Consider the following 13816-nt stretch of genomic DNA (forward strand, 5'->3'; position numbering starts at 1 on the left):
TCAGGCCCCCGCGTCATCCTTTGATTTCCCGGAGGACGCTGCTTGCGCAACCGCTCCGGACCGCGAATCAAAGGGGTGGTACTGATACAACCAGGTTTCCGAGAGGGTTTTGTCCTCCAGGCGCAGGAACAGGCGTAACTCCACTGGATCACGGGTTTCGACGCTCAGGTCGAACACGGCTCGCCAATGACCGGGTATGTCATCGGATACGGCTTCGGTAAAGACGTTCGAGAGGGCCCCTCTCGAGGTGGAGAGCACGGCTTGCGGTTTGGTCCCGGAAGCCAGCTTTTCCAGGACCGTGCCCTTGAATTCCACGACAAATTTACGCACGCCTTTCGGGCGCGGCTGGCCGGGCTGGCCACCGTTGCCCAGGCGTGTCGCGACGCAACGGGCCAACGCCGACGGGTAGGGCTCATCCGCGAGCCAGTGCAGGCGATACTGCAGCCGGTAGTTGTTGCCCGCTTCGGCCGCAGCCTTGGGCACCCACATGGCGACGATATTGTCCTGGATTTCGTCGTCGGTGGGGATCTCGACCAGTTGTACGCTGCCTTCGCCCCAGTCGCCAAGAGGTTCGACCCAGAGGCTGGGGCGGTTTTCGTAATGCACGCCGTCCTCATAGTGGTCGAACACTCGATCACGCTGCATCAGGCCGAAACCTTTCGGCTGCTTGTCGCTGAACGCGCTGGCCATGATCCGCGGTGGGTTGTTGAGTGGGCGCCAGATGCGCTCGCCATTTCCGGCCCACATCGCCAGGCCGTCGGAGTCGTGGACTTCAGGGCGCCAATCGGCGGCAGTGGGTTTGGCCGTTTCGGAAAACCAGTACATGGATGTCAGTGGCGCGATGCCGAAACGGCCGACGTCCTGGCGCAGGAACAGCGCGCACTCGATCTCCATGACCACGCCTTTGCCCCGGTGCGCGGTGAAGCGATAGGCACCGCAGATACTGGGACCGTCGAGCAGCGCGTAGAAGGTCACGTCATCATCGTGATGGTTACCGGGTGTCTCGAACCAGATATCGGTGAAGGCGGGGAATTCCTCGCGGGCGTCGGCCTGGGCGACATTCAAGGCGATCCCGCGTGCCGATAACCCATATTGATACAACTCGCCAATGGCTCGAAAGTACGAGCCACCGAGAAACGCAAGCCAGTCGTTCTGTTGCCACTTCAACGTGGCCTGGGATTTCAGGCGGCTTTCCTGGAAGCGGAAACCGGCAAAGCCGCTGCCTGATGGCAGGGCGCGGGCGGGGCTGTCGTTCGGCATGTCGAAGTAGGAGGTGTCGTAGAGGATTTCCTCGGCCATGGCTTGCTTGACCACATACATTCTGACCGGCACCCGAAAGTACTGTCCCAGGTGGAAAAAGGTCACCGGAAACTGTCCGGGGCCTTGGGCAAACAGTGCCTGGGCCGCATCGAATTTTATTTTTCCGTGGGCGTCGTAGTCTATTTTCGCGAGGATGTCGGCGGGCCCTTCGGTTGGGAAAACATAGGGCTTCAATGCGGTGGCTTCGGCGCGGGCAATGAGTTGATCAAACGAAAAAGGTTCGGGTTCTCCTCGTTTCAACCCATGCCCTTCATCAGCCTCGGTGGAGAAGGGCAGTCCCAGTGCTGAAAATGCGCTGGAGAGTGAAACCGCCGCGAGAAAAGTGCGACGGCTCAACATGTTTGCAGGCCTTTGAAGTGGCCGGAAGTAATGGTTCGTGTCCCTGTGGTTTTTATAATCCGCATCATGCCGATCCCTCGGTTTATATTCGTCGAGCGTGGCGCTCGCGAATAAATGGACGATCAAAGTCCCAGTCACTGGATGTGACTGAAAACTGGATAAACACGATGGGTATGGAGAATGCTGGCTTCGACACTTGTCGCGCAGTCATGATCTTTGAGGAAAATCAAACGGCGGGCTACTGTCAGAAATGACAGGTCTTGCTGTTTTCCGATGAGTGGTTGGCAACGAAAACACGTGTTATCCCATCAGGTTTTCTGCGCCTGGAGGAAAATCGAGAACAGCTCGGACTGGGATTTGATTCCCAACTTGCTGTACATGTGCTTCTTGTGGACCTTCACCGTCTCGATGGAAATCTCCAGCTTGCGGGCGATTTCCTTGCTCGAGCAACCGCTGAGCATCAGCCGTCCGACATCCAGTTCGCGGGCCGTCAACTGCGCGCCCTTGAGTTGTTGCACCGAAGCTTCCAGTTGCGTGCGCCAGTCGCCTTGCCCCGCGCTGTTGGGCTGGGTCACGGCTTCGTCGACTTCATACGGCAGGCGTTGGCGTAGCAGTGCCAGGACCCAGGGCTGGATCAACGAGAGCAGGGCGATCTGTTCGGCGCTGAACGGCGTGGTCGAACCCAGCGACAAACACAGGGTGCGGTCGCCATCGAGCTGGCAGTTGAACTGGATTTCATCGGCCACCACGTTCAGGCGGAAGTAACGCTGGTAGTACTCGGTCAGCTCGAAATGCTCCGGTGCTACCTCCGGCAGGCGGTACAGGCCGGTGCGTTGTTGCTCGCGGCTGGCGATGTAGAAAGGGTCGAGCAGGTACAGGCCGCGCAGGTAATCCTGGAACAAAGTGTCGGGGCCGCCGTCCTCGCCCGGGCATTCGGCGAACACTTGCGGGTGCTGGCCGTTGCTGAACAGCAGGACCACCCAGCTGTCGAAGGTCACGTACTGGTTGAGCAGGCGCACCAGTTGCGTCCAGAAATTCGGCCGGTCGAGGGCCTCGATCATTTGCCCCATCGCCCGGTGCCAGGCGATGTCGTCCAGGATGAGTGTCATTCGTCTACCCCTATCAGGTTACCCCGGCCGCGTAATTCCCACGGCCTGCCCCCGGTGCGCATACTGAACCCACACACAATGGCCGGGCACTCATTCTGCCAGCTCGGCGCCGTCATTGAGCCTGGCCGGCTATCGAAAACAAGGAAAAACCCATGAAGGTCGAATTTGCCCAGCTTGCGGGCCGGGACAACGATACCGCCTACAACCTCGAACGCGCACTGGCGGCGATCGCGGCCTGCGCCGCCGATACGCAGCTGATCGTGTTCCCGGAAACCCACTTGATGGGTTTTCCGTCCGCCGAGACCGTAGCCGCTGTCGCCGAGCCGCTGGATGGCCCGACCGTCCAGGCCGTGCAACGGGCTGCCCGGGAACGCAACCTGGCGGTGGTGATCGGCGTGGCCGAGAACGACGCCGGGCAGTTCTACAACACCACGCTGCTGATCACCGCCGAAGGCATTGCTCTGCGTTATCGCAAGACCCACCTGTGGGCTTCGGATCGTGGTGTGTTCAGCGCTGGCGACCGTTATGTCACCACCGAGTGGAACGGCATCCGCGTCGGCCTGCTGATCTGCTACGACATCGAGTTCCCGGAAACCGCCCGGGCCCTGGCGCAGCTGGGTGCCGAGTTGTTGATCGTCACCAACGGCAACATGGACCCCTATGGACCGACCCATCGCACCGCGATCATGGCCCGCGCCCAGGAAAACCAGGCGTTCGCGCTGATGGTCAACCGGGTGGAAGAGGGTGATGGCGGCTTGCTGTTCGCCGGGGGTAGCGCGCTGGTAGATCCGTTCGGCAGCCTGCTGTTCGAAGCCGGGCGCGAGGAAGGCCAGTTCACGGTGCAGATGGACCTGGGCCAGCTGGCGGCGGCGCGGCGTGACTATCGCTACCTGGATGACCAGCGCCTGCGTCTGCCGGGCGAGGTGATCGAGCATGCCAACGGCGTAAGGGAGTTGTTGATTCCCCAAGGCTGACACACAGATCGCGGCCCTACCTTGTAGGAGCCGGCTTGCTGGCGATGGCATCCACTCGGTTCATCTGAAACACCGCGTCGTCGCCATCGCCAGCAAGCCGGCTCCTACAGGGGCGCGGCCTGTTTTGAACCCATAAGAATGACGCACCACCGCTGTACCTTCGCCGAACTCGGCTCTGCCATAAATCCAATAACATTCGGAGTAGTCGCCTCATGGCTCGTTTGCAACGTACCCTTTCGCTGGGGTCGGTGGTGCTGTTCGGCATCGCCTATATGACGCCGATCATTGTCCTCGGCACTTTCGGCATTCTTGCCCAGTCCACGGCCGGCATGGTTCCAGCCGCTTATCTCGCCGCGCTGGTGGCGATGTTCTTTACCGCCATGAGCTACGGGCGCATGGCCGCGGCCTTCCCGGTGGCCGGCTCGGCCTACAGCTATGTGCGCAAGGCCATCAGCCCCAAACTGGGCTTTATTGCCGGTTGGGCGGTGCTGCTCGATTACCTGTTCCTGCCCATGGCCATCTGGCTGATCGGCGCGGCGTACCTCAATTCGGCGTTTCCTTCAGTGCCGCAGTCGGTCTGGGTGCTGGCCTTTATCGGCATCACCAGCGTGATCAATATCGTCGGCCTGCGCCTGGCCAACGGCATCAACGCCTTGCTGATGCTGGTGCAGTTCCTGGTGCTGGTGGCCTTCGTCGCCCTGGCGATCCACTACATCGGCGGTGACGCCAGCAAGCCACTGTGGACCTTGTCGCCGTTTTTCAGCGGCGATATGCAGATGCCCCTGATCATGAGCGGCGCAGCGATTGCCTGTTATTCGTTCCTGGGCTTCGATGCGGTGAGTACCCTGACCGAAGAAACCCGTGATCCACGTCGGACCATTCCCCGGGCAATCATGCTGATCACCTTGATCGGCGGCCTGATCTTCGTCGGGGTGTCGTACTTCGTGCAGTTGGCCCATCCGTCGTTCGTGTTCGATAACGTCGACTCGGCCGCCTATGAAATTGCCCGCAATATCGGCGGCGACCTGTTTGTGACGATCTTCCTGATCGGCCTGATCGTCGGCCAATTCGCTTCGGGCCTGTCGGCCCAGGCCAGTGGTTCGCGCCTGCTGTATGCGATGGGTCGCGACGGTGTCTTGCCGAAGTCGTTCTTCGGCACCTTGCACGAGCGTTTCGGCACGCCGGTCAACAGTATCCTGCTCTGCGCGGTGGTGGCCTTGCTGGCACTGAAGCTGGACGTGACCACCTCCACCTCGTTCATCAACTTCGGCGCGTTCCTGGCCTTCAGCCTGGTGAACCTGTCGGTGATTTTCCACTACTGGATCGGTGGCGAGAAACGTGGGCCCCGTGAGCTGCTGCTGTTCCTGGTGTGCCCGCTGATCGGCCTGGTGGCGGATCTGTGGCTGATGATCAGCCTCGATCACCTGGCAATTTACCTGGGTCTGAGCTGGCTGGCGGTCGGCCTGGTGTACCTGGGCTTCCTCACGGGCGGTTTCCGCAAGCAACCGCCGGAGATGGATTTCCAGGAGGCGGCCTGAGGTCCTGCGGGAGCCGGCCAGCCGGCTCCCGCGTGGCTCAAGCGGCTTTGTTCTGACGGATCGGCAACTCGATCCTGAACGTGGTCCCCAGTCCCAACTCGCTACGGACCGTGATCTGTCCGGCATGCTTCTGCACGATGCCGTAGGACAGCGACAAGCCCAGGCCCGTGCCCTGGCCGATGGGTTTGGTGGTGAAGAACGGGTCGAAGATCTTCTGCACGGTCTCGGGCGCCATGCCCGAGCCCGTGTCGGCCACTTCCAGCCAGATCCGTTCACCCAGGGTGCCGCCACGCAGGGTGATGGTACCGCGCGCCGGCCCCATGGCCTGGGCGGCGTTGACCACCAGGTTCATGATCACCTGGTTGATCTGCGACGGCAGGCACTCGATCTCCGGCAGTTCGGCGTAATCCTTGACCACATCGGCTTTGTATTTGAGTTCGTTGGCGACAATGTTCAGGGTCGAGTCGATGCCGTGTTGCAGGTTGCTCCATTGCCATTCCAGGGTTGAATCGACCCGGGAGAAGTTCTTCAGGTCCTTGACGATTTTTCCGACCCGGCCGATGCCTTCCTTGGATTCCTTGATCAGCAGCGGAATATCCTCCTCCAGGAAGTCCAGCTCGACCCGTTCGCGCAGGCCCTTCAAACGTGCCAGCAACTCGGCGGAGGCGATGCCTTCCTCGGCGTCCTGATAGGCCTGGAGCATTTCCAGCAGTTTGCTGAAATAGCCTTCCAGGGTCCCCAGGTTCGAGGAAATGAAGCCGATGGGGTTGTTGATCTCATGGGCGACACCGGCGGCCAGTTGGCCGAGGGAGGCGAGCTTTTCCGATTGCACAAGCTGCCCTTCCAGTTGCTTGCGTTCGTCGATCTCATGTTGCAAGGCCAGGCTGGTCTGCTTGAGCGCCAGGGTCCGTTGCTCGACCAATTCCTCCAGCCGATGCATCTGCAGGTTGGCGCGCTCGGTCATGTCCCATTTGTTGGTCAGGGTGTTGGCCAATTGCTGGACTTCGATATTGTCGAAAGGCTTTTTCAGGATCACCAGCCGGTCGTGACCATCCAGGCGCTCCAGCAGCTCGTCCCAGGAATAGTCGGTGTAGGCGGTGCAGACCACCACTTGCAGGTTGGGGTCGACCTGCCACAGGTGCTCGATGGTTTCGGCACCGTCCCAGCCCTGGGGCATGCGCATGTCGACGAAGGCCAGGGCATAGGGCTGTCCGCGGGCCACCGCCTGTTCGATTTTTTGCAGGCCTTCCTGGCCCTGATAGGCGGAGTCGAGTTCGAACGGCAGGATGCTGCTGGTCTTGACCTCCTGGCCGAACAGCGCGGCTTCCATCAGGTCCAGGTCCGGCGAGGTGTCGGCCATGGGGGTGAGAATCTTGCGAAAGTCCTCGTGGATCGACGGCGTGTCATCGACCAGCAGGATACGGCGGTTGGCGAGTGTGCTCATGAAACCCCCACGGCGGTTTTCAGCGGTAATTCGAGGGTAAAGACGGCGCCTTTCCCAGGGCCGTCGCTGTGGGCGGTCAGGTGCCCTTTCATTTCGATCGCGGCCAGCGCGCAGCTGTGCAGGCCGAAGCCATGGCCATCCTTGCGGGTGGTGAAGCCATGGGCAAAGATGCGGGTCATGTTTTCCGGGAGGATACCTTCACCGGCGTCCTTGACGCTGATGCGCAAGGTGCTGTCCTCGATTGTCTGAACTTGCAGGGTGATCGCCCGCGGGCGGTCGGAGAGGCTGGCCATGGCCTGCTTGGCGTTGCTGATCAGATTGATCAGGATCAGCAGCAGGCGGTGCTTGTCGGCCATCACCTGGGGCACCTCGTCGTATTCGCGGATCACCGTGACGTTGTGCCGACTCAGGGCCCCGGAGTTCATGCGCAGGGCGTCTTCGAGCAAGTCCCGGATGTGCAGCGGCTCTTCGATACTCGAGACACCGGCATAGGACTGCTGGGTCGAGACGATGTCCTTGATATGGTCGACGCTCTTGCTCAACTGGGTCAGTTCGTCGCTCATGCTCTGTTGTTCCGCGGCAATGGCCTCGACCAGTTGGTTGAGATACCCGGGCAACAGCTTGCCACGTTCGTCGCCGGTAATGAACTCGCCGAGATCGTGCTTGTGCTCGTTGATCATCGTCACCGCCTTGGCCAGGCCCTGGGCCTTGCTGCTGCGCAATTTGCGCGCCACCAGGTCGGCGGAGATATTCACGCTATTGAGCACATTGCCGACGTTGTGCAGCACGTTGGTGGCGATCTCGGCCATGCCGGCCAGGCGCGCGCTTTCCATCAGTTCGCTCTGCGCCTCGCGCAGGCTTTGGGTCCGTCGCTCGACGCGTTGTTCAAGGTCGCTGTTGGCGGCTTGCAGGGCGTGGTTGACCCGGTTGATTTCGGCATAACTGCGGATCAGGCGGCTGGCGAGATACAGCAGCAGGACGAGCAGCGCGCCGGAGAAAACCAGTAGGTATAAATGGTGGCGCTGGTTGAGCTGGTCGGCTTGTTGCTGCTCCTGGTTCAGTTGGTCGGTGATGGCGTCCAGGCTTTCGGAGACCGGTACGGCGTCGATCTCTTCAATCAATCTGTTGACCTGAGGTTGTTCGCGCAGGATCAGGTTGACGTGGTTGAGCATGAGCTCGACCGGCTCCTTGAACGAGGGCGGCAGGCGTTGCGTGTCGATCATCACCTGATTGAGCCCCAGCTCGATGCTGTGGGCGCGCTCGTCGGTAGTGGTCTGGGCAAATTCCAGGGCGCTGAGCAGCAGGTCGTAGATGTCGTTGGATGTGTCCTGGAGCATCAGTTTGTCCTGGTCCTTAAGCTCGCCGAGCTGGTGTTGGATATCATCTTCGGCGGTCGGCAGGAAGGCCAGGGAGTTGCGCAGTATCGCATTGCGGGATTTGAACTGTTCGACCAGTCGGACTTTTTCGTCGAGCGCCTGGTTCAGGGTTTCCCGGCGGTCCTTCCAGGCAGCGGTGGCCTGTTGGGCCTGGCCGGGATCGATAGGGGTGAACGTCTGCAAGAGCTGGTGCATTTCCTGAGGGGGCTTGACCAACGGGTCGTAATTGCGCGCCACGGCGATCCTGGCCTTGAGGATTTCGGTGTCCCACTGTGCATCCAGCTGTTTGGCCGTGTTGATCAGGTCACGGGCGCGGGCATAGTCCAGGGTCGCGTCGGTGCCGGCCATGAGGTACAGAAACCCTAGCACCGAGGCGAGCAGGATGGCCAAGCGCGGCAGGACGACTCGGTTCAGGACGCTGGTTTTCTCCGTCATAGCGGTTTTCCTCCCAGTTCACCGGTCAGGGTCCTGAGAAACAGCACGATCAGGCGGATGTCCTCGGCGGAAGGGACCCGTCCCAGTTGGTAGGTGAACATGACGTGGACGGCGTCCTCCAGGGTCTTGGCCGAACCATCGTGAAAATACGGGGCGGTGAGCGCGACGTTGCGCAGGCTCGGAACCTTGAACACATTGCGGTCCTCTTCGGCTCCGGTCGCCAGGTAGCGCCCCAGGTCGGCCTCTGTGGGGTTGCCCCGGACCTTGAAGTAGTCGCCCATCACGCCGAACTTCTGGAACATGTTGCCGCCGATATTGACCCCCTGGTGGCAGGCGATACAGCCGTAGTCCTTGAAGCGTTGGTAGCCGTATTTTTCGTCGATGCTGAGGATATCGGTGTTGCCTTTGAGGTACTGGTCGAAGCGCGAGTTGGGTGTCAGCAGGCTGCGTTCGTAGCTGGCCAGGGCATTCTGCACGTTGGCGATGGTCACGCCGTCGGTATAGGCTTCACGGAAGGCCGCCTGGTAGGTCGGGGCCTGGTTGAGGGTGTCGACGACGTGGGGCCAGGTGTTGCCCATTTCGATCGGGCTTTTCACCACGTCGTCGATCTGCTCCTCCAGGGTTTCGACGCGACCGTTCCAGAATTGCCTGAAGTTCAGCGCGGCGTTGAATACGGTCGGGGTGTTGATGCCCAGGGTGCCGCCCTGGAAACCGATGGAGAAGGGCTTGCCGTCCGCCCCGCCTAGCTCCAGGTGATGGCAACTGGCGCAGGACGTGGTGTTATTGATCGACAGTTGTTTTTCATTGAACAACTGGCGACCCAGCTCGACTTTCCGTGGATCCTGCACCGGGACATCCGGCAATGGTTTGAGCGGTTCGTCCAGCGGCGCGGCGTTCAGCTGGGCGCTGAGCAACATCGCGCAACAGGCGAGCGATCTCGCCAGCAACGACAGCGGTGCGCGAGGCATCATGGGCGTGTCCTTGGCAAAAAGAGGCGGGTTCAGGGGTCAGCCCTGTGCCGGGTGTTCGAACCGCTTGTCCTGCAACAAACTCAGGAATGTCTCGGCCTCGACGGCCTTGCTGAAGTAATAACCCTGGCCTTCTTCGCACTCATGGGCCTTGAGAAAGGCCAACTGATCGGGGGTTTCCACACCTTCGGCGATGATGTTCAGGTTCAGGCTCTTGCCCAGGCTGATGATCGCGCTCACCAGCGCGGCGTCGTTGCTGTCGCCATTGAGGTCGCGCACGAATGATTGGTCGATCTTCAGCACATCGATGGGAAACCGTTGCAGGTAGCTGAGGCTCGAATAGCCGGTGCCGAAGTCATCGATGGCCAGGCGGATGCCCAGGGCCTTGATGGCTTTCAGGGTTTCAACGGTGTTCTCGACATTCTGCATCAAGACGCTTTCGGTGATTTCCAACTCCAGCCGGGTCGGGTCCATGCCGGTTTCTTCCAGCACCTGCCGGATGCCGTCGAGGAAATCGCCCTGGCGAAAGTCCATCGCCGAGATATTCAGCGACAGGGTCAGCGCCATGGGCGTCTGATCCTGCCAGGCCCGACCTTGCCGACAGACCTGGCGCAACACCCAACGGCTCAGTGGGATGATCAGGCCGCTGTCCTCGGCCACGGGGATGAAGTCGGCGGGGTAGAGTAGGCCACGTTCGGGATGCCGCCAGCGGATCAGGGCCTCGGCACCGACCACCGTGCCGGTCTTGAGATCGAGCTTGGGTTGGTAATGCAGCACGAACTCGTCACGCTCAAGAGCCAGGCGAATGCCGGATTCGATGGATTGCTGTTCGCGGGCCCGCCGGTTCAAGTCCTCGATGAAAAAACCAAAGCCGTTGGCGCCCTGTTCCTTGACGTTGCGCATGGCGGCTTCGGCTTTCTTGATCAGCACCAGCGGGTCCTCGCCATCCCCGGGGTAGAGGCTGATACCCAGGCTCGCGGTCACCCGCAGGCCATGCCCGGCGACTTCATGGGGGGCATTGATGGCCGCGAGGATTTTCTCGGCGGTGCTGTGGGTGTGTTGCGGGTGGATGAACTCGGGCAGCACCAGGACAAACTCATCGGAGCGGTAGCGAAACACCGAGTCCGATTGGCGCAAGGCCGCCACCAGGGAGTCGGCCACGTGTTTGAGCATTTCATCGCCCGCCGGATACCCCAGGGCATTGTTGATGCGTTTGAAACGGTCCAGCCCGATAAACATCACCGCGACCTGTTCGCCGTGACGTTTGGCCAGGGCGATGGCCTGTCCCAGACGGTCGCCGAGCAGGGTGCTGTTGGGCAGTTCGGTGAGCACATCGAATTGCAGCAGGCGGGAAACCTGCAGCAGTTCCTGGACGCGCTCCTCGATGGTCTGTTCCAGATTGGCCATCTTGGAGGCGATGTCCCGCGCCAGTTGCCACTTCCAGGTCAGGGCGCTGGCCATCTGGCGGATCTCGAGGGCATCGAAGGGCTTTTTCAGGATCAGCATCTGATCACCGAAGGCGATGCGTTCGTCCATGGATTCCCAGGAGTAATCCGAGTAGGCGGTGCACAGGGCGATTTGCAGTTCCGGGTCGACCGCCCACAGTTGCTCGATGGTTTCCAGACCATCCCAGCCTGGCGGCATGCGCATGTCGAGGAAGGCCATGGCATAGGGATTTTCGGCGGCCAGGGCCAGCTTTACCAGCTCCAGCGCCTCTTGCCCCTGGTAGGCAGAGTCGATCTCGAAGCACTGGCGCTCCGGGCGAGTGGTGCCGAACAGCAGGTGCTCGGTGGAGTCCAGGCTCAGTTCCTCGTCCTGTTCGGGGCCGAGGATCTTGCGAAAGTCCTGATGAATCGAGGCGGTGTCGTCGATGACCAAAATACGCTTGTTGGCGGCGCCGGCTGCTCGATTCATGGTCTGATCTCTGGCGTTGGGCTGGGGGCGATATGGCCGGCGTGCAGCAGCTCGCTGGCGCGCTGGCTGTCGACGGCTTTGCTGAAGTAATAACCTTGTGCGGCCATCGGCGAGCCGGTGGAGATCAATGACTGGCGTTGTTCCTGGGTTTCCACGCCTTCGGCGATGATACCGATCCCCACTTCCCGGGCAAAGTTGATGATCGCCCGCAAGGTGGTGGCGCTTTCCGGGTCCTGGGTCGCGTGGTTGATCAACGACTGGGCCAGCTTCAGGTGATTGACGCGGTAGGTCTTGAGGTAGTCGAAGGACGAGTAGTCGGTGCCGAAATCGTCGATGGCGATTTTCACACCGAGTTCGCGCAGTTTGGGCAGTACGTCGTTCTGGGTCCATTTGGTCTGGGCCAGGGTCGCTTCGGTGACGTCGAACTGCAGGTCCGAGGGCGACAGCCCCCATTTGCCGGTGGTCTCGAGCACATCGCGAATCAGTTCGCCGCCACTTTTGAGCTGGGCCAGGGACAGGTTGATGGCAATCACCGGCGGTGCCATATCGTCCTTGCGCCATTGGTGCATCTGCCGGCAGGCCTGTTCCAGCACCCAGCGGCCGAGGGCGACGATGGTCCCGGTCTTTTCCGCGGCGGGGATGAACAGATCGGCGCCGAGTGTGCCGCGCTCGGGGTGGTTCCAGCGCACCAGGGCTTCCATGCCGAGGATCCTGCCGGTGCCGAGGTCGACTTCCGGCAGGTAATGCAACTCCAGTTCGTTCTGTTCGATGGCCTTTTTCAGGTCTTGGGTAATCGAGACCCGGTCGATGACTTCCTGGTTGATCTCTTCGGAATGGAAGTGGTATTGGTTGCGCCCGCTGTCCTTGGAGCGATACAGCGCCATGTCGGCCTGGACCAACATGCTGTCGGCGCTTTCGCTGTCCAGGGCATAGGTGCTGATGCCGACGCTGGCTGAAATCCGTACCTCATTGCCGTCCAGATCGTAGGGCTGCACCAGCACCTCAAGAATCTTGCTCGCCAGGGCGCCGGATTGCGTCGGGTCGAGCATCTCGGTCTGCAACACCGCGAACTCATCGCCGCCCAGGCGCGCCACCACGTCGTTTTCCCGGGTGCAGCTCTTGATGCGCCGGGAGACTTCCTGCAACAGCAGATCGCCCACCGGGTGCCCGAGGGTGTCGTTGATGCGCTTGAAGTGATCCAGGTCCAGGTAGAACACCGCGAAGGGCGAGGCACCGCGTCGGGCGCCGGCAAAGCTCTGATGCAGGCGCTCGATCAGGGTCGAGCGGTTGGCCAGCCCGGTGAGGCCGTCGGTACGGGCGAGCAGGGCGATTTTCTCTTCGGCGAGCTTGTGTTCGGTGATGTCGATGATGATGCCTTCGACTTCCAGCAGGCGGCCTTCCGGGTCGCGGACCGGTACGTAGCGGTTTTCCACCCAGCGCCAGTGGCCGTCACCGGTGCGCAGGCGAAACTCGATCGAGGCGCCCTCGGCATCCTTGTCCAGGACCTTGGCCATGGCCGCGTCGACCTTGTCTTGGTCGTCGGCGTGGACCAGCTCCGCGGCCCAGTCGGCCGACGCCAGCAGGTCCTCGGCGACATGCCCGAACTTGGTGATGTTGTGGGAGATGTACATCAACGGGAACGACGGCTCGCCGCGCAAGCGGTAGAGCAGGGTCGGGCTGTTCTGCACGATGATGTTGGCGTCGGACAGCTCACGGGTGCGCTCTTCGACGGCCTGTTCGAGTTGCTCCATTTTCAGCGCGGCGTCTTCGGTCATCTGCCATTTGACGGTCAGGGCGCTGGCCAGTTGGCGAATCTCGATGGCATCGAAAGGTTTCTTCAGGATCAGCAGGCGGTCGCCCATCTCGACCCGTTCGTTCATCTCTTCCAGGGAATAGTCGGAATAGGCGGTGCACAGCGCGACTTGCAGCTTGGGGTCGGCTTGCCAGAGCCGTTCGAGGGTTTGCAGGCCATCCCAGCCCGGCGGCATGCGCATGTCGATAAAGGCCATGGCGTAGGGTTGCCCTTGCAACAGGGCCTGCTCGACCTTGGCCAGGCCTTCGTGGCCCTGGAACGCCGAATGGAGTTCGAAATGCTCTACCCGGCGGCTGATGACGTCGCCGAACAAGGCCTGTTCGGCCGCTTGCAAGTGGTCTTCGACGTCTTCCGGGCAAAGGGTCTTGCGAAAGTCCTCGTGGATCGAGGGGGTGTCGTCAATGATCAGGACTCGGCGATTGGCGCGGGCTACCGGGCGGCTCATGGCAGGGTTCCGGTCATATTGACAGCGAGGTGGACCAAGCTCATGTGGAGTTCCTTTCCTGATAACCACGCTGCTACGCGCCAGATTGCTTGGAGCATAGATCGGCTTGTACCGATTTGCTGATAAACATGGTGTCAATTG

9 protein-coding genes are annotated in these 13816 nt (G+C 61.2%); 2 read left to right on the plus strand and 7 right to left on the minus strand.

Annotated features, from left to right (window positions below; genetic code table 11):
* Together HX866_RS19215 and HX866_RS19220 are read right to left on the minus strand one after the other, a co-directional pair.
* Window positions 1-1560, minus strand: coding sequence for a glucan biosynthesis protein (locus HX866_RS19215; RefSeq protein WP_256344957.1), 1560 nt, complete (start codon window positions 1558-1560; stop codon window positions 1-3).
* Between the two features lie 407 nt (window positions 1561-1967).
* Complete coding sequence (locus HX866_RS19220; protein WP_177096576.1) at window positions 1968-2768, minus strand: helix-turn-helix transcriptional regulator; 801 nt, start codon at window positions 2766-2768, stop codon at window positions 1968-1970.
* A gap of 152 nt (window positions 2769-2920) precedes the next feature.
* Between HX866_RS19220 and HX866_RS19225 the strand changes: the two genes are divergently transcribed.
* Both HX866_RS19225 and HX866_RS19230 read left to right on the plus strand, forming a co-directional pair.
* Window positions 2921-3742 carry a carbon-nitrogen hydrolase family protein gene (locus HX866_RS19225; protein ID WP_177140252.1) on the plus strand — a complete coding sequence of 274 codons (822 nt, stop codon included), beginning with the start codon at window positions 2921-2923 and terminating at the stop codon, window positions 3740-3742.
* 212 nt (window positions 3743-3954) lie between these two features.
* Window positions 3955-5280 (plus strand): APC family permease, encoded by a 1326-nt coding sequence (locus HX866_RS19230; protein WP_177096578.1) that lies wholly within the window; start codon window positions 3955-3957, stop codon window positions 5278-5280.
* 37 nt (window positions 5281-5317) lie between these two features.
* Here HX866_RS19230 and HX866_RS19235 read toward each other — a convergent pair whose 3' ends face one another.
* From HX866_RS19235 to HX866_RS19255, 5 genes are all read right to left on the minus strand, one after another.
* Entirely contained in the window at window positions 5318-6724 is a 1407-nt protein-coding gene (locus HX866_RS19235; protein WP_177103735.1) for an ATP-binding protein, read from the minus strand.
* The gene (locus HX866_RS19240) at window positions 6721-8535 is read right to left on the minus strand and encodes a DAHL domain-containing protein (protein WP_177096580.1); all 1815 of its coding nucleotides are present in this window, start codon (window positions 8533-8535) and stop codon (window positions 6721-6723) included. Before HX866_RS19240 ends, HX866_RS19235 begins: the two co-directional genes overlap by 4 nt.
* Window positions 8532-9452, minus strand: coding sequence for a cytochrome-c peroxidase (locus HX866_RS19245; RefSeq protein WP_177140311.1), 921 nt, complete (start codon window positions 9450-9452; stop codon window positions 8532-8534). The genes HX866_RS19240 and HX866_RS19245 overlap by 4 nt, the downstream gene beginning before the upstream one ends.
* 90 nt (window positions 9453-9542) lie before the next feature.
* Window positions 9543-11417: a putative bifunctional diguanylate cyclase/phosphodiesterase gene (locus HX866_RS19250; protein WP_177140253.1), complete on the minus strand. Its 1875-nt coding sequence runs from the start codon at window positions 11415-11417 to the stop codon at window positions 9543-9545.
* On the minus strand, window positions 11414-13675 hold the full coding sequence (locus HX866_RS19255; protein ID WP_177096584.1) for a putative bifunctional diguanylate cyclase/phosphodiesterase: 2262 nt from the start codon (window positions 13673-13675) through the stop codon (window positions 11414-11416). The genes HX866_RS19250 and HX866_RS19255 overlap by 4 nt, the downstream gene beginning before the upstream one ends.
* Between the last annotated feature and the right edge of the window lie 141 nt (window positions 13676-13816).

Origin of the sequence: Pseudomonas gingeri (assembly GCF_013386165.1) — a bacterium.
Classification (GTDB): domain Bacteria; phylum Pseudomonadota; class Gammaproteobacteria; order Pseudomonadales; family Pseudomonadaceae; genus Aquipseudomonas; species Aquipseudomonas gingeri_C.